15 protein-coding genes are annotated in these 18,710 nt (G+C 70.1%); all 15 read right to left on the bottom strand.

Features of this window, described 5'->3' with window-relative positions:
• Positions 1-125: 125 nt before the first annotated feature.
• On the bottom strand, positions 126-1,478 hold the full coding sequence (obgE, locus tag ACTWPV_RS05780; RefSeq protein WP_443150905.1) for a GTPase ObgE: 1,353 nt from the start codon (positions 1,476-1,478) through the stop codon (positions 126-128).
• Between the two features lie 183 nt (positions 1,479-1,661).
• Positions 1,662-1,919, bottom strand: a complete 258-nt coding sequence (gene rpmA / locus ACTWPV_RS05775) for a 50S ribosomal protein L27 (RefSeq protein WP_132516546.1) — start codon at positions 1,917-1,919, stop codon at positions 1,662-1,664.
• Positions 1,920-1,934: 15 nt separating this feature from the next.
• The gene (gene rplU / locus ACTWPV_RS05770) at positions 1,935-2,237 is read right to left on the bottom strand and encodes a 50S ribosomal protein L21 (protein ID WP_132638318.1); all 303 of its coding nucleotides are present in this window, start codon (positions 2,235-2,237) and stop codon (positions 1,935-1,937) included.
• Between the two features lie 222 nt (positions 2,238-2,459).
• Positions 2,460-5,555, bottom strand: a complete 3,096-nt coding sequence (locus ACTWPV_RS05765) for an Rne/Rng family ribonuclease (RefSeq protein WP_443150904.1) — start codon at positions 5,553-5,555, stop codon at positions 2,460-2,462.
• 318 nt (positions 5,556-5,873) lie between these two features.
• Positions 5,874-6,626 (bottom strand): TIGR03936 family radical SAM-associated protein, encoded by a 753-nt coding sequence (locus tag ACTWPV_RS05760; RefSeq protein ID WP_347650242.1) that lies wholly within the window; start codon positions 6,624-6,626, stop codon positions 5,874-5,876.
• A gap of 153 nt (positions 6,627-6,779) precedes the next feature.
• Positions 6,780-8,690, bottom strand: coding sequence for a TIGR03960 family B12-binding radical SAM protein (locus tag ACTWPV_RS05755; RefSeq protein WP_347650241.1), 1,911 nt, complete (start codon positions 8,688-8,690; stop codon positions 6,780-6,782).
• A 67-nt stretch (positions 8,691-8,757) separates the two neighbouring features.
• Complete coding sequence (gene rodA / locus ACTWPV_RS05750) at positions 8,758-9,924, bottom strand: rod shape-determining protein RodA (RefSeq protein WP_347650240.1); 1,167 nt, start codon at positions 9,922-9,924, stop codon at positions 8,758-8,760.
• A complete protein-coding gene (gene mrdA / locus ACTWPV_RS05745; RefSeq protein WP_443150903.1) occupies positions 9,921-11,966 on the bottom strand; it encodes a penicillin-binding protein 2 in 2,046 nt (681 codons plus the stop codon). Before mrdA ends, rodA begins: the two co-directional genes overlap by 4 nt.
• On the bottom strand, positions 11,963-12,427 hold the full coding sequence (gene mreD, locus ACTWPV_RS05740; protein ID WP_443150902.1) for a rod shape-determining protein MreD: 465 nt from the start codon (positions 12,425-12,427) through the stop codon (positions 11,963-11,965). The genes mrdA and mreD overlap by 4 nt, the downstream gene beginning before the upstream one ends.
• A gap of 100 nt (positions 12,428-12,527) precedes the next feature.
• Positions 12,528-13,406, bottom strand: a complete 879-nt coding sequence (gene mreC / locus ACTWPV_RS05735) for a rod shape-determining protein MreC (RefSeq protein ID WP_347650237.1) — start codon at positions 13,404-13,406, stop codon at positions 12,528-12,530.
• On the bottom strand, positions 13,406-14,437 hold the full coding sequence (locus ACTWPV_RS05730; RefSeq protein ID WP_347650236.1) for a rod shape-determining protein: 1,032 nt from the start codon (positions 14,435-14,437) through the stop codon (positions 13,406-13,408). Before ACTWPV_RS05730 ends, mreC begins: the two co-directional genes overlap by 1 nt.
• 318 nt (positions 14,438-14,755) lie before the next feature.
• Positions 14,756-15,166 (bottom strand): nucleoside-diphosphate kinase, encoded by a 411-nt coding sequence (gene ndk, locus ACTWPV_RS05725; protein ID WP_020546379.1) that lies wholly within the window; start codon positions 15,164-15,166, stop codon positions 14,756-14,758.
• Positions 15,167-15,304: 138 nt separating this feature from the next.
• Entirely contained in the window at positions 15,305-16,879 is a 1,575-nt protein-coding gene (locus ACTWPV_RS05720; protein ID WP_443150901.1) for a hypothetical protein, read from the bottom strand.
• An 11-nt stretch (positions 16,880-16,890) separates the two neighbouring features.
• Complete coding sequence (locus tag ACTWPV_RS05715) at positions 16,891-17,232, bottom strand: DUF4233 domain-containing protein (protein WP_443151446.1); 342 nt, start codon at positions 17,230-17,232, stop codon at positions 16,891-16,893.
• Positions 17,232-18,521 (bottom strand): bifunctional folylpolyglutamate synthase/dihydrofolate synthase, encoded by a 1,290-nt coding sequence (locus ACTWPV_RS05710; protein WP_443151445.1) that lies wholly within the window; start codon positions 18,519-18,521, stop codon positions 17,232-17,234. The genes ACTWPV_RS05715 and ACTWPV_RS05710 overlap by 1 nt, the downstream gene beginning before the upstream one ends.
• Positions 18,522-18,710: the final 189 nt, after the last annotated feature.

Below are 18,710 nucleotides of genomic sequence, written 5' to 3'. Positions count from 1 at the left end.
CCCTGACACCTGGCACGGACCAGGCTCCCCGCCCACGAGCGTCCCGAAGGCACCAGCCGCCCGCCGCCACCGCCCTGCGCGGGCACCCGCCCGGCAGGGACGGATCGGGCACACCAGAAGAGGGCCTACCCGAGGCGGCCGTCGGAGCCCCTCGGACCCTGCCGTACCGACTCGGCGTGGAGCGTGGGCTGCCAGTCGAAGACGTAGCCGCCCTCCATGGGCCCGATGACCACCTCGACCCCCGCACGGGCGCCGGCCTTCGCCAGTTCCTCCTCCACCCCGAGCCGTTCGAGCCGGTCGGCGAGATAACCCACGGCCTCGTCGTTGCTGAAGTCGGTCTGCCTGATCCACCGCTCCGGCTTCTCGCCGGTGACCTGGAACAGGTTGTCGTTGACCCGTCGCACCCGGAAGCCGGCGTCCCCGAGTTGCCTGGGCCGGATCACCAGCCGCGTGGGCTCCTCGACCGGCTTGGCGGCCCTGGCGGCGGCCACCCACTCGCCCATGGCGTACGTGAGCTCGCGCAGCCCGTCGTGCGTGGCGGCCGAGATCGTGAAGACCCGCAGCCCTCGCGCCTCGAACTCCGGCGCGACCATCTCGGCCAGTTCCCTGGCGTCGGGCACGTCGGCCTTGTTGAGGACGACCAGCCGCGGCCGGCCATCGAGCTTGCCGTACGCCCGCAACTCCGCTTCGATCACTTCGTAGTCGGTGATCGGATCGCGCCCCGGCTCCATGGTGGCGCAGTCGATGACGTGCACGAGCATGTCGCACCGCTCGACGTGGCGCAGGAACTCGTGCCCGAGGCCCTTGCCCTGCGACGCCCCGGGAATCAGCCCCGGCACGTCGGCGACGGTGAACACGGTGTCGCCGGCCGTCACCACGCCCAGGTTGGGGACGAGCGTGGTGAACGGGTAGTCGGCGATCTTGGGCTTGGCCGCGCTCAGCGCGGCGATCAGCGACGACTTCCCGGCGCTGGGGAACCCGACCAGCGCCACGTCGGCGACGCTCTTGAGCTCCAGCATGACGTCGAGCTCGTCGCCCGGCTCGCCGAGCAGCGCGAACCCGGGCGCCTTGCGCCGGGTGGTGGCCAGCGCCGCGTTGCCCAGCCCGCCGTGCCCGCCCTGGGCGATCACGTAGCGCGTGCCGACCCCCACGAGGTCGACCAGCACCTCGCCCGTGGCGCTGTCCCTCACCACCGTGCCGTTGGGCACGGGCAGGACCACCTCGTCGCCGTTGGCGCCGTCACGGTTGGACCCCTGCCCCTGCTTGCCGTTGCCGGCCTTGCGGTGCGGGCGGTAGTGGTAGTCGAGCAGGGTCGCGGTGTTGGGATCGACCTCGAGGACGACGTCGCCACCCCGCCCGCCGTTGCCCCCGTCGGGGCCGCCGAGCGGCTTGAACTTCTCCCGGTGGATGGAGGCGCACCCGTTCCCCCCGTCACCGGCCTTGATGTGCAGGACCACCTGGTCCACGAAGTCCGGCATCAAGCACCCTCTCCATCACCCCGGCAGGGGCATCTCCACTGCGTCAACGAGCCCGGCGGCAGTCCTCACGCCGGGCGGTCGCCTCTTCAACAAGCGCGGGGCCGCAGAACATCCCCGCAAAACGCCAAGGGGTGGATCGACACTCGATCGATCCACCCCTTGGCTGCGAAACCCGGGAGGAAACTACTCCGTGACGGGAACGATGCTGACGGCCCGGCGCCCGCGCTTGACACCGAACTGCACGTGACCGGCGGCCAGCGCGAACAGCGTGTCGTCGCCGCCACGCCCCACGTTGTCGCCGGGGTGGAAGTGGGTGCCACGCTGGCGGACGATGATCTCGCCCGCGTTGACCAGCTGGCCGCCGAAGCGCTTGACGCCCAGGCGCTGAGCGTTGGAGTCACGGCCGTTCCGGGTGGACGACGCGCCCTTCTTGTGTGCCATCTCTCAAACTCCCGATCAGGCCTGGTCGATGCCGGTGATCTTCACCTGGGTGTACCGCTGGCGGTGACCCTGGCGCTTCTTGTAACCGGTCTTGTTCTTGTACTTGAGAATGCGGATCTTGGGGCCCTTGGTCTCGCCGAGGATCTCGGCGTTGACCGTGAACTTGCCCGCCTCCGTGGTCACATCGCCGTCGTTGACGACGAGCACCGTCGGCAGCGAAACCGAAGAGCCGACCTCGCCGGCGACCTTGTCCACCTCGAGGACGTCACCGACGGAGACCTTCTGCTGCCTGCCGCCGCAACGAACGATCGCGTACACCGCGGAACCCTTCTACTGACTCACTGTTGCACTGCGAACCCCGGCCACCCCGCGCGGGAATGGCCGCTGACTCCGAATGCTGCGCCTGTCATTCGGCCTGTCAAAACCGACGAACCGAGTAAGCGCGCCAACAGGGCACGTCACCTGACGCACCGGTTCACCAGGGTACCGGATTAACGGCGCCCTAGGCGAACCGGACGGAACGTCGGAAGTCTGCCGAAGCTACTCGGCTGACTTGGCTCGGCGGGAGCGTCTCCGCCCCCTGCCGGAAGTCTGGCTGGCTTGGTCGTCCTCAGCGGGGACTTCTTCAAGCGCACCGGTCACAGTATCACGGTTGCCGGAGACCTTCGCCGCGGAAACCTTGTCGGCGACCGCCTTCTCCACGGCCATCTTGCCCTGCGTGCCGCGCGGTTCCGGCTTGGCCTCGACCGGCTCCGTGGAGATGATCAGGCCGCGCCCGTTGCAACAGTCGCAGACCGTCGAGAACGCCTCCAGCAGGCCCTGACCGACCCGCTTACGGGTCATCTGGACCAACCCCAGCGAGGTCACCTCGGCCACCTGGTGCTTGGTCCTGTCGCGGGCCAGGCACTCCAGCATGCGCCGCAGCACCAGGTCGCGGTTGGACTCGAGCACCATGTCGATGAAGTCGATGACGATGATGCCGCCGATGTCGCGGAGCCTGAGCTGGCGGACGATCTCCTCGGCCGCCTCCAGGTTGTTGCGCGTGACGGTCTCCTCGAGGTTGCCGCCCTGGCCGGTGAACTTGCCGGTGTTGACGTCGACGACCGTCATCGCCTCGGTGCGGTCGATCACCAGGGAGCCGCCGCTCGGCAGCCACACCTTGCGCTCCAGCGCCTTGGCGAGCTGCTCGTCGATCCGGTACGACTCGAACACGTCACCCTGACCGGCGTCCCACTTCGACAGGCGCTCGCCCAGATGCGGCGCGACGTACTTCACGTACTCGTCGACGGTGTCCCAGGCGTCGTCGCCCTGCACGACCAGCGAGGTGAAGTCCTCGTTGAACACGTCACGCACGACCCTGATCGTCAGGTCGGGCTCGGCGGACAGCAGCTCGGGCGGGCTGGCCGACTTCGCCTTCTTCTGGATGTTCTCCCACTGCGCGGACAGGCGGGCCACGTCGCGGGCCAGCTCCTCCTCCGAGGCGCCCTCGGCGGCGGTGCGCACGATCACGCCGGCGTTCTCCGGCATGACCTTCTTCAGGATGCTCTTGAGCCGTGCGCGCTCCTTGTCGGGCAGCTTGCGGCTGATGCCGGTCATCGACCCGTCTGGGACGTAGACCAGATAGCGGCCTGGCAGGCTGATCTGCGACGTGAGCCGCGCACCCTTGTGCCCGATCGGGTCCTTCGTGACCTGGACGAGCACCGACTGGCCCGACTTCAGCGCCGACTCGATGCGCTTCGGCTGGCCTTCGAGACCGGCCGTGTCGAAGTTCACCTCACCGGCGTACAGGACGGCGTTCCTGCCCTTGCCGATGTCCACGAACGCCGCCTCCATCGAGGGCAGCACGTTCTGGACCTTGCCGAGGTAGACGTTGCCGACGTAGGACTGGCTGGCCTCGCGGTTGACGTAGTGCTCGACGAGCACGCCGTCCTCCAGCACCGCGATCTGGGTGCGGTCGCCCTGCCTGCGCACCACCATCATGCGGTCGACGGACTCGCGGCGGGCCAGGAACTCCGACTCCGTGATGATCGGCGGGCGCCTGCGCCCGAGCTCGCGCCCCTCGCGGCGGCGCTGCTTCTTCGCCTCGAGCCTGGTCGAGCCGCGCACGCTCTGCACGCCGTCAGTGGCGGTGTCGAGCCCGGCCGAACGTCCCGAGCGCGGCGCGCGGATGCGCACCACCGTGTTCGGGGGGTCGTCGCCGGCCGGCTCCACGCCCTCATCCGTGCCACGGCGCCGGCGCCGGCGGCGGCGGCGCGAGCTGGAGGTCTCCTCTTCCTGAGACTCCTCGCTCTGCCCCTCGTCGGAGTCCTCTTCCTGCTCGTCGGAGTCCTCGGACTCGTCGCGCTCGCGTGACTTGCCACGGCCCCTGCCGCCGCGACGGCGGCGACGGCGACGGCCGCCGCCCTCCTCTTCCTGCTCGTCGGAGGTGTCGGTGTCGGGCTCGTCCTCGTTCGCGGTCTCGTCGACCGGCTCCTCCGCCTCCTCCGGCTCGGCGACCGGCTGCGGAGGCTCGGCTCGCCTGGTGACGGCCGGCTTGGCCTTGCTGGGATCGGGCGCCTGGAACAACGGCGCGAAGATGGCCGCAGGCCGCTGGAAGGCGGCGCCCGGCTCGTCCTGCCTGCGCGCGGTCAGCCCGAACGGGTCGGCGAGCAGGCTCGGACGGTCGACGTCCTCGTCGAGGTCCTCCCCCGCGGGCTCGTCGTCGAGCGGCTCGTCCTCGGGCAGGATCTCGATGATGTCCTCGTCGTCCCCCGTGCCGTCCTGCGCGCCGGCGGCCGCGAAAGGCGCCACGTCCGCGCCGGAGGGCGGCACCTCGACGTCCCCCCCGGAACGCTCGGCCTCGAATGCCGTGGCCGACGGGCCCTCGGCCTCGGACACCGTCCCCGCACCGGCCCGTGCGTCCGCCGGGACCGCCGTCCGCGCGCCGGCCTGCGAGACCTCGGCCTCGCCGGCCGCCACGGCGGCGACGTCAGCGGCCAGGTCCTCGGTGTCACGGCCGCCGGCACCCTCCTCCGTGCCGAACGGGGCTGCGGCCTCGGCACCGCCTGTGGGCGCGCCCACAGCGACCGCGCCACCGGCGGGCGTCACGCCGTCCGGCTCTTCGGCGACCGCGCCGGACTCGGGCTCAACCTTCTTGCGGGTCCTGCGCCGCTTCGCCGGGGCCTCCTCGGCGGGCGCCGCGCTCTCGGGGAGCGCTCCCGCCTCTTCGGCCTCCGCCTCCGCGGCCTTCTTCGTGGTACGCCGGCGCGTCGTCGTGGCCGTGGACCGTGTCCGCGTGGCCCTCTTGGGCTTCTCGGCCGCCGGCGCACCCTCGACCGTGCCGGCGTCAGCGGCACCGGCGGCGCTCATCCCTCCACCGTTCGCGTCGGGAGCTCCGGCAACCGTGCCACCGGCCGCGGCCTCAACGACCGTGCCGCCGGCGCCTGCGGCCTCGCCAGTGTCGCCGGCGCTTCGAACCCCGTCGGCCGTGTCGCCGTTGCTCGGAGCGCCGGCCGTGTCAGCGCCGCCGGCCGTGCCGGGACGATCGGCGCTCGCGGGCGCGGCCCTCGTGGCGGCGGTCTCCGCGACGATCTCGGGTGCGGGCTCACCGGCGGCACGCTGCACGGCGTTGATCTGCACCGGCTGCACCTCAGCCACCGACGGCGCCGCCTGCGCGGCTGCGACGGTGACCGGGACTGAGGCAGGCTCGTCGGGCTCCGGCGGCGGACCCGCGGGCCGGCTGGCGGAACGGCGACGCCTGGTCACCTCGGGCTGTTCAATTGTCTCCCCGTCAGGGCCATTGGCCCCGGCGTTGGGCTCGTTGTCGAGCATGCGGGCGCTCTCCCGTCAGCTCCCGGGCGCGTCGCCGCGCCGCGCAGGAGCCCTCGTGTCTCGTTGTCCGCCGGCTCCCCCGATGAGGAGGCGCCGGCGCCAAGTCCTGTCAACGGTCGTGCCCGGCTCGCGCAGGGCACTTCCTTAACCGGCGACGTGCTCACCCGCCGGTCCCGCCTCGCCGCCGCGCGTCGTGTCGCGGTCCAGGTCGAGCGGGTCGGCAAGCGCACCGGTGCTGGCGTCGAGCGGCCCCTGCGCCAGCCTGGTCACCTCGGGGGGAACCGGCGGCGCGAAGTCGGCCACAAGGCGCAGCCCTGTGAGCACATCGTCGGGTCGAACGGCAGGCGTCATGTGCCGAACAACCATGCGCAGTATGACACACGGTTGTCCATGCACCTGAGCTGCGGTTCTGTCTGTTCCCTCGGACACCACGAGCCTCAGGACGGCCTCCCGCGCGTCGAAGCGGCGGGGGCCCTTCTTGGTGAGGCGCTCGACGTCCACCGTGCTTGCCGCGAGAAACTTCTCCACCGCCACCTCGGCGAGCTCGCGGTCGGCACCGGGCAGCCGCACCTCCCAGTCGGAGACCTCCAAGCGGTCGGCCAGACCACCAGGCCCCGCCTCCACAACGTCGAGCACGTCGAGCCCGGGCGGCAACGACCCGTCGAGGCCGGACTTGACCTGCTCCGGAACGCACGGCGTGGTAACACCGATCTCGAGGTATTCGGCTTCGCTGGCGACGCCGGTCGGCGCCGCGCCCGCGTAGGAGATCTTCGGGTGAGGCGAGAAGCCCGCGCTGTAGGCCACCGGAATGCCGGCACGGCGGACCGCTCTTTCGACGGCCCGCGAGATGTCGCGGTGGCTGGTGAAGCGCAGGCGACCGCGCTTGGCGTAACGCACACGCAGGCGCTGCACCGTGGGCGCGGGCGGAGGCCCTTCGGGAACAGGTTTCAGAGCTTGTCGTCCTTCCCTTGTAAGAGTTCCTTCCACTCAGGATAAGCCGCGCCGGCGTGTGTACGTGTACGCCGTGACACGGCTCGCCCACTGAGCGCGCTAGACCACCGTCAGAGGAAGGAGTTTTCGCCCGGTAGGGCCGATCTGAATTTCCGTCCCCATGGTGGGACAGACTCCGCAGTCGTAGCACGGGGTCCAGCGGCAGTCTTCGACCTCACCGCCGGTAACGGCCTCCTGCCAGTCCTGCCAGAGCCATTCGCGGTCGAGCCCGGCGTCGAGATGGTCCCACGGGAGGATTTCGTTCTCTTCTCGCTCGCGCGTGGTGTACCAGGCGACGTCGACGCCGGCCTGCTCGGCCGCCGCCATCCAGCGCTCGTAGGAGAAGTGCTCGCTCCAGCCGTCGAACCTGCCGCCGCTCTCCCAGACCGCGCGGATCACGGCGCCAACGCGGCGGTCGCCGCGCGAGAGCAGGCCCTCGACGATCGAGGGTTTGCCGTCGTGGTAGCGGAAACCGATGGCCTTGCCGTACTGCTTGTCGCCCCTGAGCGAGTCGCGCAGCGCCTTGAGCCGCCGATCGACGGTCTCGTGGTCGGCCTGGGCGGCCCACTGGAACGGCGTGTGCGGCTTGGGCACGAAACCGCCGATGGAGACCGTGCAGCGGATGTCCCGGCTGCCGGTGATGTCGCGGCCCGCCTTGATGACCTTCTTGGCCAGGTCGGCGATGCCGAGCACGTCTTCGTCCTGCTCGGTGGGCAGCCCGCACATGAAGTAGAGCTTGACCTGCCGCCACCCCTGTGAGTAGGCCGTGGTGACCGTGCGGATCAGATCTTCCTCGGTGACCATCTTGTTGATCACCTTGCGCATGCGCTCGGAGCCGCCCTCGGGCGCGAACGTCAGGCCCGAGCGCCTGCCGTTCCTGGAGAACTCGTTGGCCAGATCGATGTTGAACGCGTCGACCCTGGTCGAGGGCAGCGACAGCGAGGTGTTGGTGCCTTCGTAGCGGTCGGCCAGGCCTTTGGCGACGTCGGCGATCTCGGAGTGGTCGGCCGACGACAACGACAGCAGGCCGACCTCGTTGAAGCCGGACTCCTTGACGCCGTTCTCGACCATGGCGCCGATCGTGGTGATCGAACGCTCGCGCACCGGCCGGGTGATCATGCCCGCCTGGCAGAACCGGCAACCGCGCGTGCAGCCGCGGAAGATCTCCACGCTGAACCGCTCGTGCACCGTCTCCGCCAGCGGAACCAGCGGCTTCTTCGGGTAGGGCCACTCGTCGAGGTCCATCACGGTGTGCTTGTGCACCCGCCACGGCACGTCGGCCTTGTTGGGCGCGACCCGCTTGATGCGGCCGTCAGGGTGGTAGTCGACGTCATAGAACTTGGGCACGTAGACGCCACCCGACTCGGCGAGCCGCATCAGCAACTCGTCACGGCCGCCGGGGCGGCCCTCCGCCTTCCACTCGCGGACGACCTCGGAGATGGCGATGGAGATCTGCTCCCCGTCGCCGAGCACGGCCGCGTCGAGGAAGTCGGCGATCGGCTCCGGGTTGAAGGCAGCGTGGCCCCCCGCGAGCACGATCGGGTCGTCGTCGCCCCTGTCGGCCGCCGTCAGCGGGATGCCGGCCAGGTCGAGCGCAGTCAGCATGTTGGTGTAGCCGAGCTCGGTCGAGAACGACACCCCGAGCACGTCGAAGGCGCGCACCGGCCGGTGCGCGTCGACGGTGAACTGCGGGATGCCCTCGGCGCGCATGAGCGCCTCGAGGTCGGGCCAGACCGCGTAGGTGCGCTCGGCCAGCGTGCCCGGCAGCTCGTTGAGGATCTCGTAGAGGATCGCCACGCCCTGGTTGGGCAGGCCCACCTCGTAGGCGTCGGGATACATCAGCGCCCACCGCACCTCGGCGGAGTCCCAGTCCTTGACGGTCGAGTTGAGCTCGCCCCCGACATACTGGATCGGCTTCTGCACCTTCGGCAGCAACGCTTCCAGGCGGTGGAAAATCGACTCGACAGGCATACCGTCAAGGGTAGCGGCGTTCAGACGGTGACAGGTCCCGGGCCGATGCTCCGCCCTCCAGGGGCCTTCAGGTGAACGAATGACCGCGCACCCTGATGGCCTGCAACAACCCGACCGCGATGAGATTGGCGAACGTGGCCGTGCCGCCGTACGAGACGAACGGCAGCGGCAACCCGGTGATCGGCATGATTCCGATCGTCATCCCCACGTTGATGAACATCTGGAACGCGAACCAGCACACGATCGTCCCCGCGACCAGCGTCCCGAATCGGTCCTCGCACTGCCTGGCGATCTTCAGCCCGCGCAGCAGCACCACACCGAGCAGCAGCACCACGGTGACGGACCCGAGGAAGCCGAACTCCTCCCCCGCCACCGTGAAGATGAAGTCGGTGTGCTGCTCGGGCACGAACCGCCCGGTCGTCTGCCCGCCGCCCAGCAGGCCCTTGCCCAGCAGCTGTCCCGAGCCGATCGCGATCAGCGACTGCGTGCTGTTGTAGCCCACGCCCCGCGGATCCACGCTGGGATCGACGAACGCGGTGAACCGCGCCACCTGGTACGGCTCCAGCAACTGGAAGTAGAACACCGCGAACACGCCGGCGCCCGCCACCATCGTCAGCGCCGCGATCCACCGTTTTCGCACCCCCGCGATGATCAGCCCGGACGCCGCGATCACCGCCAGCACCATCGCCGTGCCGAGGTCGGGCTGGAGCATCACCAACCCGATCGTGAGCGCCGCGGCGAGCAGCGCCAGCACGACGTCGAACCCACGCGGCCGGTCGGACCCCTCCGCCGGCTGCGCCAGCAGCATCGCCGTGATCAGCAGCAGGCCCACCTTGGCGAACTCCGACGGTTGCACCGCGAACCCGCCGCCGAGCAGGATCCACGAGTGCGAGCCGTTGATCGTCGCGCCCAGCGGGGTGATCACCAGGCCCAGTCCCACCAGGGACATCAGGAACACCAGCGGCGCGTACGCCCGCATCGCCCGGTGGTCGACGGAAGCCACGATGCCGCACAACACCACGCCCAGCGCCTGGTTGAGCAGGTGCTTCTTGACCAATCCCGTCGCCCCCGGCGCCCAGGTGCGGGTGGACGACCACACCAGCAGTGTGCCGATCACGCACAGCCCGGCCACCGCGACCAGCATGAGCCCGTCGAAGCGCCGCACGGCCGAGTTCTCGCCTGCCACCCGCCGCAGCAGCGAGGGGCGCCGGACGGCGGCCGTGCGGCCCGTCATCCCCTTGCCACCGTTCCGTCAGGCGCGAACGTCGGCAGCCGCGTCGTCAACCGCCCGCCGGGCACCGCCGGGGGCCGCTTGATGCCGTAGATGCCCTCGTAGATCTCGCGCGCGGCCGGCGCCGCCGCCGAGCCGCCCATCCCGCCCTGAGAGATCATGACGACCACGATGTACTGAGGGTTCTGGGTGGGTGCGAACGAGGCGAACCACGCGGTGTCCTTCTTGCCCCAGACCTCGGCAGTTCCGGTTTTGCCGCCGATGCGTACCTTGTTCATCGGGAATCCGGCGAAGGCGCCCGCGGCGGTGCCGTCGGAGGGCACCTGGCTGAGCGCGTTCTTGATGTAGCGCCGCTCCTTCTCGCTGAGCGGCAGCTTGCCCACCACCGGCACGTCGATGGTCTTGACCACCTTGCCGTCGGGCCTCACCTGCGCCCAACCGATGCGCGGACTGCGCACCTTTCCGTCGGTCACCAGCGCCATGTACGCCCTGGCCAGCTGGAGCGGCGTCACCAGCACATCGCCCTGGCCGATGGAGAAGTTGGCCGCGTCACCCGGACGCAGCAGGAACCCCTCGGTGCAGTTCTCCAGCGCGAGACGCTTCAGGAACTCCGCCCGCGCACGGTCCTTGACCTCCGGATAGCCCTTACGCGACCGCTCGCAGTTGACCGCGCTGGTGCGGTTCCACAGGTCCTTCTTCCACGCCCGGTCGGGGATGCGCCCCGACGACTCGCCCGGCAGGTCGATGCCCGTCGGCTCGCCGAAGCCGAAGGACCTCGCCACGTTGGCGAACACCTCCTTCGGCGTCTTCTTCGGGTTGCGGCCGCCGTCTTTCATGTACTGCTCGAACGCGGCCTGGTAGAAGATCGTGTCGCATGATTTGACCAGCGCCATGTGCAGGTCGAGCGTGCCCAGAGGGATGCCGCGGAAGTTGTTGAACGCCCGTCCGCCCACCATGACGGAGCCGGGGCAGCTGTATTTGCCGTTGAGCGGGTAGCCGGCCCGCAGCATGGAGGTCACCGACGAGACCTTGAACGTCGAACCCGGCGCGAACTGGCCGTTGATCGCCCGCGACACGAGCGGCTTGCCGGACTTCTCCGACATCAGCCACTGGTACCCGCGCGCCGAGATCCCGCCCGCCCAGATCGCCGGATCGTAGCCGGGGGCGGTGGCCAGCGCCACGACCCTCCCGGTGCGGGCGTCGAGCACCACCCCGGCCCCGCCGTCGGCCGCCGGCGCCGACTTCATGGCCCGCGCCAGTGCCTTCTCCACCACGTTCTGGACGCGCGAGTCGATGCTGGTGACCAGGTGGTCGCCCGGAATGGGAGTGGTCTGCTCCTCGACGCCGAGCGCCTTGCCCATCCGGTCGACCTGCACCCTGCGCAGCCCCGCCTTGCCGCGCAGCGCCTCGTCGTAGACGTATTCGAGCCCGTCACGCCCGACGAGGTCCACTCCCGAGAAGCTGGCCTTGAGCCCTTCGCGCTTCTCCAGCTCCGCCTCGGTGACCGGCTGGAGGTAACCGAGCATCTGAGCGCCCGCCCTGCCTCCCGGGTATTGCCTGACTGAGTGGATCTCCGCCGTGACCCCGGGAAACTCCTCCTGCCGCTCGAGGATCTGCAGCGCCTCACGGGTGTCGACCTTCTCGTCCAGCGGAACCGGCTGGTACGGCGAGCCCGTCCAGCACGGCTTGGCGATCCCGGGCCCGCACGGCGTGATGCGCTGCTGCAGGTGCGCCACCGGCCTGTCGAGCACCGCGGACAACTTGCGCAGCACCTTCACGCCGCCGTCGGGCATCCTCGAGAGCCGCGTACGGTCCACGGACACGACCAGCGCGGTCTTGTTGCGCACCAGCGGCCGGCCGGACGAGTCGAGGATCTGCCCGCGCACGGCCGGCACGATCACGGTGCGTGTCCGGGTCTCCGTCGCCCGCGTCACGAACTCCTGCCCGCGCACCACCTGCACCTGCCACAACCGCATGGCCAGCACGACGAGCAGCGTCAACACGAGAACGTGCAGCACCAGCAGCCGCGCCCGCATCCTCATCATGTCGAGAACCTCGCCCGCCCGGCACGCGTGGTCAGCCAGATCACGATCGGCGAGACCAGCAACGTGTAGACGACGGTGACGGGCACCTGCTCGGTCAGCGTGGACATCGTCACCCGGGAATCGGAGATCAGCCCGCCCACGCCGGCCGCCAGCAGCGGCGCCATCAGCACGCACAGCACGACGGTCGTCACCGGCCCGCCCGCGCCGTGCCCTGCGACGTAGCCGACGAGCGCGAGGACGAACGCGTACTGGCCGAGCAGGTGCGCGGTCGGCGGTATGACGTCGACCAGCAGCCCGGCGAAGAACCCGACCATCGCGCCCGACGCGGCCCCACGCGACAGAGCCGTCCCGATCAGGGCGAGCAGCACCAGGTCAGGCGCGCCCCCGCCGGGCAGCGGCAGCCGGTTGACCAGCATGACCTGCGCCAGCAGCGCGATCACCACGGACAACCCCCCGATCACCGCGACCCCTCCCCATCGACGACCGCACCGGACCGGGCGTACGCCCTGGCCGACGACGCCCCTTCCTGCCTCAGAGCCGTCATCCCTCCCGGCGCCCGGATCACCGCGCCTTCTCCTTGGGGGGCAGCACCGCGTCGCGCGGGTCACGCTTGGGCGCCCCCACCACCACACCGACCACGTCGAGAGCCGTCAGATCCGCGTACGGCCTGGCGTAGGCGATGCGCGTCAGCTCTCCAGGCGTCGACTCCACCCTCTCGATCACCCCGACGGGCACGCCGGGCACGTACGGCCTCCCGTGCTGCGATCCGAAGCTCACGATCCGCCCGCCCCTGGTCAGCGGTGCGGTCGAGTCGAGGAGCCGGAACTGCACGAGCCGCCCGTGCTCGCCCACCCCATGCACGACGCCGATCTCTTTGGCCCCTTCCAGCCGCGCCCCCACGGCCGAGGCGGGATCGCTGAGCAGCACCACCGTCGAGCTGTGCGCCGACGCGCGGATGACCCTCCCGACCAGCCCTTCACCGTTGAGTACGGTCATCTCCGTACGCACGCCGTCGCTGGTGCCGGCGTCGATCTGCACGGCGTCCTCGAACCCGGGCGCTCCCCGCCGGGCGACGACGTTGGCCGGCACCACCTTGTATCCGCCAGCACCGGCAAGGCCGAGCAGATCCTTGAGCTCCTTGGCCCGGTCGGAGTCGAGTTTGCCGACCAGCATCCCCGCCCGCAGCTTGGCGTTCTCCGCCTTGAGGGCGTCGATGCGCTCCTGAGCGCCTGGTGCGGCCACCAGCGCCTGCACGAACCCGCCGATGGGGCGTACGACGCCGCCGCCGAGTTGCTCCACCGTGCCGAACACATAGGCGCCGGCCGCTCGCAGCGGCTGCAGCGGCGAGTTGTCGCCCGTGCGATGGTCGATGGTCAGGATGACCAGCGCCGCCGCCAGCAGCGCTCCCAGGATCAGCCGGGCACGGTTGGAGTCTCTCATCAGTGTCGCGACTCCGGAACCAGGACCTGCTGGAGCGCCTCGAACTCCTCCGCACACTTGCCTGAGCCGATGGCAACCGAGTCGAGCGCGTTGTCGACGAGGTGGACGGGCATGCCCGTCTCGACCTTGACCCGCTCGTCCAGCCCTTTGAGCAGGGCGCCACCGCCGGTGAGCGCGATGCCGCGGTCCATGATGTCTCCGGACAGCTCGGGCGGGCACTTGTCGAGCGTGGTCTTGACCGCGTCGACGATCGCGTTGACCGGCTCCTCGGTGGCCTTCCTGATCTCCTCGCTCGACACGATGATGGTCTTGGGCAGCCCGCTGACCAGATCGCGGCCGCGGATCTCCGCGTGCGACTCCTCGCCGTTGGGGCAGGCCGAGCCGATCGCCATCTTGATCTCCTCGGCCGTGCGCTCGCCGAGCATCAGCGAGTATTCCTTCTTGGCGAACGAGATCACCGCCTGGTCGAGCTCGTCGCCGCCGATCCGGATCGACTGGCTGGTGACCACGCCGCCCATCGAGATGATCGCCACCTCGGTCGTGCCCCCGCCGACGTCGACCACCATGTTTCCGGTGGGTTCGTGCACCGGCAGCCCGGCACCGATGGCGGCCGCCATGGGCTCCTCGATGATGTAGACCTTCCTGGCGCCCGCCTGGTATCCCGCCTCCTTCACCGCACGTTGCTCGACGCTGGTGATGCCGCTGGGCACGGCGATGATGATGCGCGGCTTGGCGAGGTGGCGGCGTCGATGCACTCTTTGGATGAAATATCGCAACATCCGCTCAGTGACGTCGAAGTCGGCGATCACACCATCCTTGAGCGGGCGAACGGCGACGATGTTGCCAGGCGTACGGCCGATCATCCGCTTGGCCTCGATGCCGACCGCCACGATCTTGCCGGTGGCGGTGTTGATCGCTACGACTGACGGCTCGTTTAGCACGATGCCCCGGCCCCGCACGTACACCAACGTGTTTGCGGTGCCCAGGTCGACCGCCATGTCGCGGCCGAGAAACGCGAGCTTGCTGCCCATGGGGAACGGAGCCCTCCGTAACGTCCAATGCGAATGACTACGGATCGAATTCGAATCGTAACGTGACGTACCCACCGATGGGCGCAATGAGCCCCCGCGCCCCTCAAAAATCTCCAGCCCCTACCTCAACCGCAATTTTGCCCGGATTGCACCACAACATCCGACCGGCCGCGGGGACATCTCAACACCCAACCGCAGGCAAGACTATGGGAACGCTCCGACAAAACTCTGCTCGCGCCCCCGTCAAGAAACCGTCGAAAAGACCACGTGCCCGCGCAGCCAAAAGCTACGCGGGCACGGCAGGAAAGGGGGAGACGGCTAGAAACGGTCGGGGAAGAAGATCTTGATCTCCCTGGCGGCCGACTCGGGCGAGTCCGAGCCGTGGACGACGTTCTCCCCGATCTCGAGGGCGTGGTCGCCCCGGATCGTGCCGGGGGCCGACTTGACCGGGTCAGTGGCGCCGGCCAGCGCGCGGAAGGCCTCGACCGCGCGCGGACCCTCGAGCACCATGGCGACGAGCGGCCCGGAGGTGATGAACTCGACGAGCTCGCCGAAGAACGGCCGCTCGGAGTGCTCGGCGTAGTGAGCCTTCGCGGTGTCGGCGTCGAGGGTGCGCAGGTCCATTGCCACGACCTTGAGGCCCTTGCGCTCCACGCGGGCGATCACGTCACCGATGAGGCCGCGCTTGACCCCGTCGGGCTTGATCAGGACAAGAGTGCGCTCGGACACTTGATGTTCTCCTTCGAACAGAGTGGGACGCGGCGACAGGCACCGGACCTGGCCCGGTGAACGCTCCGCGGGGCACGGGCCCACGCGTCGCCATGACAGGGCCCTCAGCTTACCGTCCCGTGCCGCACCCTCGTTTCGCTACGCGGAGGCGGTGTCCTCGGGCGAATGCGCCTGTGGCGGCACCGCCGGCGGCTCGGGCCGCCGTTCGTCACCCCACCGCGGCCGGCCCCTGTCGAAGGCCGACTCGCGGGGCGTGCCGGCTCGAGCACCCCCATCGGCGGGCCCTCCGGCGCAGGGTCGCTCCGCCGCGGGGGCGTCCGTCCTCTCGTGCGGGGGCGGCGCCTCCTCCTTCACCTGCCGCCGGGCCATCACCGAGGTGAGCGCGATCACCACGACCAGCAGGAAGCCGCCGATCAACGCCCACCAATGGAGGGCCCCGACGAAGCGGTCGACCAGTTCCTGGGCGGAGCGCACCCCGTCGAGCATCGTCATCTGCACCCCGGTGCCCAGCAGGAAACCCGCCAGCACCCCGGCGCAGCACAACGACAGCCCGTAGACCGCCGCCCCGAATCCCACCTCCTGCGACGCCGCCGTCAGCGCCACCGCCGCCCCTGCGGCGAGCAGGGTGAACGGCACCACCAACACCAGCCCGTCAGCGGCGGGCACGACCAGCCGGACCGAGCACAAGCCCGCGACCATGGCCAGCAGCCCCAGAGGCACCAGCCACCGCGCGGCGATCCCGGCGAACAGCCGCACGGCCACAGCCGCCGCGCCGGCGAGCAGCCCGGCCAACCCGAACGGAACCCACAACCCGCGCAGCCCCGGCCCGCCGAGCCCGCCCATCTCCATGAGCGTGACCTGTGCCGCGCTCGGCAGGAGCACCACGCCCACCGCCACCATCGAGTACGATAGCGTACGGTTCGGCGGCGGCCCGAATGAGGCCAGCACCAGCAACCCGACGACGGCCAGGCCGGCCAGCGCGATGACCGGCGCCGCCCGCCAGCCTTCGTTCGCGGTGCTGATCGCCATGATGGCGATGCCCGCCGCCGGCGCGACGGCCAGCAGCAGCCTGCCGCGGTCCTCTTCGTCGGCCGCCTGCGTGGACGACCGGCCGAGCACCATCCATCCGACGAGGTGGACGGCGGCCAGAGCGAGCGCCACACCCGTCACCAACGGGTAGGGCTGCAACGTCACCTTCCAGCTGCTCACCGCGTCGAGCGGCCAGAGCGCCAGCGCCTGGGCCGCGAGCAGGCTCAGACCGAACGTGCCCACCCACAGGGCGCGCAGCACCCGAGCCCGATCCCAGACGGCGGCGAGCGTGGCGGGCAGGATCAGGCCCGCGCCGATGCCACGCACCACGCGCACCGCTCCGACCAGCAGCTCAGACCCGGCGTAGCCGCCCGCGGCGTCGGATAGCGCCACCAGCGTCAACCCGGCGAGCAAGAGGTGCGCGGCCTTCACCCGGCGCAACGCCACAGAGGCGAGCGGCACGGTGAGCATCAGCGCGGGCAGGGCGAGCCCGTGAGTGCGCACGAGCCCGATCTGGTCGATGTCGCCGGGCAGCAGCTTGGCGACGACGGAGAGCGTGTTGGGGATCGCGACGATCGCCAGCGGCAGCGCGGCCACGACGAGGAGCCCGAGCACGGCATCGAGCAGCCATGGAAGCCTGGGGCCAGCCGGGTGCGGCGACCGATGGATCGGGGGGACGGCCATGTAGGCCGACTTTAGCGGGTAGTAGCGCCTTCGACACGGCGAGCGACGATAATCGCTGTGATCCACAGTGCGGCGAAGATCGCCCCGAGGAAGAACATCGCCGGCACGAGGAAGCCCGCGCAGATGGCCAGCACCTGGACGACGCTCCCGAGAACGTAGCCGAAGGGCTTTTTGAGCAGGCCCGCGGCGACCACGCACAACACGGCCAGGCCGATGCCGACGGTGACCGCGAGCCACGGCTCAACCCCGACGACGCTGATCGCCACGGGTGTGATCAGCCCGGCGACGATCGCCTCCATGCCGAGCACGCTGGCGCCGAGCCGCCGCATCCCTGGGGTGACCTCGAAGTTCATCACGAACCATCCGCCTTCAGCAGCAGCCGCGCATCCCCCGCAGTGACCACGGACCCGGTGATGAGCACGCCCGTGCCGCTGAACTCTCCCTCGGCGTCGGCGATGCCGATGCCCTGGTCGATGGCGTCATCGAGGCGGTCGACGACGTGCACGCGCTCCTCCCCGAAGACCGGCGCCGCCATGGCCCCCAGCTCCTGCGGCGTCATCGACCGAGGAGAGGAGTTGCGCGTGACGATGATCTCGTCGAGCACGGGCTCAAGCAACTCCAGCAAGGCGTCGACGTCCTTGTCGCGCATGACCGCGACCACGCCGACGACCTTCGCGAAGTCGAACGCCTCGTGCAGCCCCTCCAACGTCGCCTGCATACCGGCGGGGTTGTGAGCGGCGTCGACCACGACCGCCGGCGTGCGCCGCACGACCTCCATCCGCCCCGGCGAGGCGACCTCGGAGAACGCCTGGCGCACGAGGTCGACGTCGAGCGGGTCGTCGCCGCCGGTCAGCGCCTCGACGGCGGCCAGCGCGCAGACGGCGTTGCCGGCCTGATGGGCGCCGTGAAGCGGTAGGTAGACCTCGTCGTAGACGCCCTTGAGCCCGCGCAGCGTGAGCAGTTGCCCTCCGAGCGCCACCTCGCGGTTGAGCACCCCGAACTCGAGCCCCTCCCGCGCCACGACGGCGCCGACGTCGGCCGCGTGTCTCATGAGCACCTCGGCGGCCGGCAGCTCCTGCTGGGCGAGCACGGCGGTGGAGCCGGCCTTGATGATGCCCGCCTTCTCCGCGGCGATGCTGGGGATGTCGGGCCCGAGCCGATCGGTGTGGTCGAGCGAGATGGGCGTGATCACCGACACGGTGCCGTCCGCGACGTTGGTGGCGTCCCAGGAGCCGCCCATCCCGGCCTCGACGACCGCGACATCGATCGGGGTGTCGGCGAACGCCGCGAACGCCATCGCCGTCAGCAACTCGAAGAACTGGATGCGCCGCCCCTGCGTGTCGGTCAGTTCGACATACGGGATGATCTCCTCGTAAACCTCGGCGAACCGTTCCTCACTCAGCGGCGCACCGTCAACGGTGATCCGCTCGCGCATCGACACCAGGTGCGGGCTGGTGAACCGCCCCACTCTGAGGTTGCGCTCCCTGAGGAGCGCCTCTGCCAGCCGCGCCGTGCTCGTCTTGCCGTTGGTGCCGGCAATGTGCATGACGGGGTACGCCCGCTGCGGGGAGCCGAGCACGTCAAGAAGGGCCGCGATCCTGTCGAGCGTCGGCTCGAAATCCCACTCGACGCCACGCTCCATGATCGCGCGTTCTACCGCACGATAATCCACACCCCAACCCTACTGACCGCCCCCACCGCTCACGACGCGGCCTGGCCGCGGAGGTGGCCCAACACAAAAAGAGGGGGTCCCGACGCGCTTGGCGTCGGAACCCCCTCCACAAAGATTGTCCGGCGGTGACCTACTCTCCCACACCCTCCCGAGTGCAGT

The sequence above is a fragment of the Nonomuraea sp. KM88 genome (genome assembly GCF_052245635.1).
Taxonomy (GTDB): Bacteria; Actinomycetota; Actinomycetes; order Streptosporangiales; family Streptosporangiaceae; genus Nonomuraea.
The sequence above is the reverse complement of the archived record's forward strand: the minus strand, read 5'-3'. Positions and strand labels throughout refer to the sequence as shown.

Excerpts from the sequence above, each read along its gene's own strand:
- mrdA (WP_443150903.1), bottom strand. The coding sequence starts at position 11,966 with ATGATGAGGATGCGGGCGCGGCTGCTGGTGCTGCACGTTCTCGTGTTG.
- obgE (WP_443150905.1), bottom strand. The coding sequence starts at position 1,478 with ATGCCGGACTTCGTGGACCAGGTGGTCCTGCACATCAAGGCCGGTGAC.
- ACTWPV_RS05730 (WP_347650236.1), bottom strand. The coding sequence starts at position 14,437 with ATGGGCAGCAAGCTCGCGTTTCTCGGCCGCGACATGGCGGTCGACCTG.
- mreC (WP_347650237.1), bottom strand. The coding sequence starts at position 13,406 with ATGAGAGACTCCAACCGTGCCCGGCTGATCCTGGGAGCGCTGCTGGCG.
- rpmA (WP_132516546.1), bottom strand. The coding sequence starts at position 1,919 with ATGGCACACAAGAAGGGCGCGTCGTCCACCCGGAACGGCCGTGACTCC.
- rodA (WP_347650240.1), bottom strand. The coding sequence starts at position 9,924 with ATGACGGGCCGCACGGCCGCCGTCCGGCGCCCCTCGCTGCTGCGGCGG.
- ACTWPV_RS05755 (WP_347650241.1), bottom strand. The coding sequence starts at position 8,690 with ATGCCTGTCGAGTCGATTTTCCACCGCCTGGAAGCGTTGCTGCCGAAG.
- ACTWPV_RS05715 (WP_443151446.1), bottom strand. The coding sequence starts at position 17,232 with ATGAACTTCGAGGTCACCCCAGGGATGCGGCGGCTCGGCGCCAGCGTG.
- ACTWPV_RS05710 (WP_443151445.1), bottom strand. The coding sequence starts at position 18,521 with ATGGAGCGTGGCGTCGAGTGGGATTTCGAGCCGACGCTCGACAGGATC.
- ACTWPV_RS05720 (WP_443150901.1), bottom strand. The coding sequence starts at position 16,879 with ATGGCCGTCCCCCCGATCCATCGGTCGCCGCACCCGGCTGGCCCCAGG.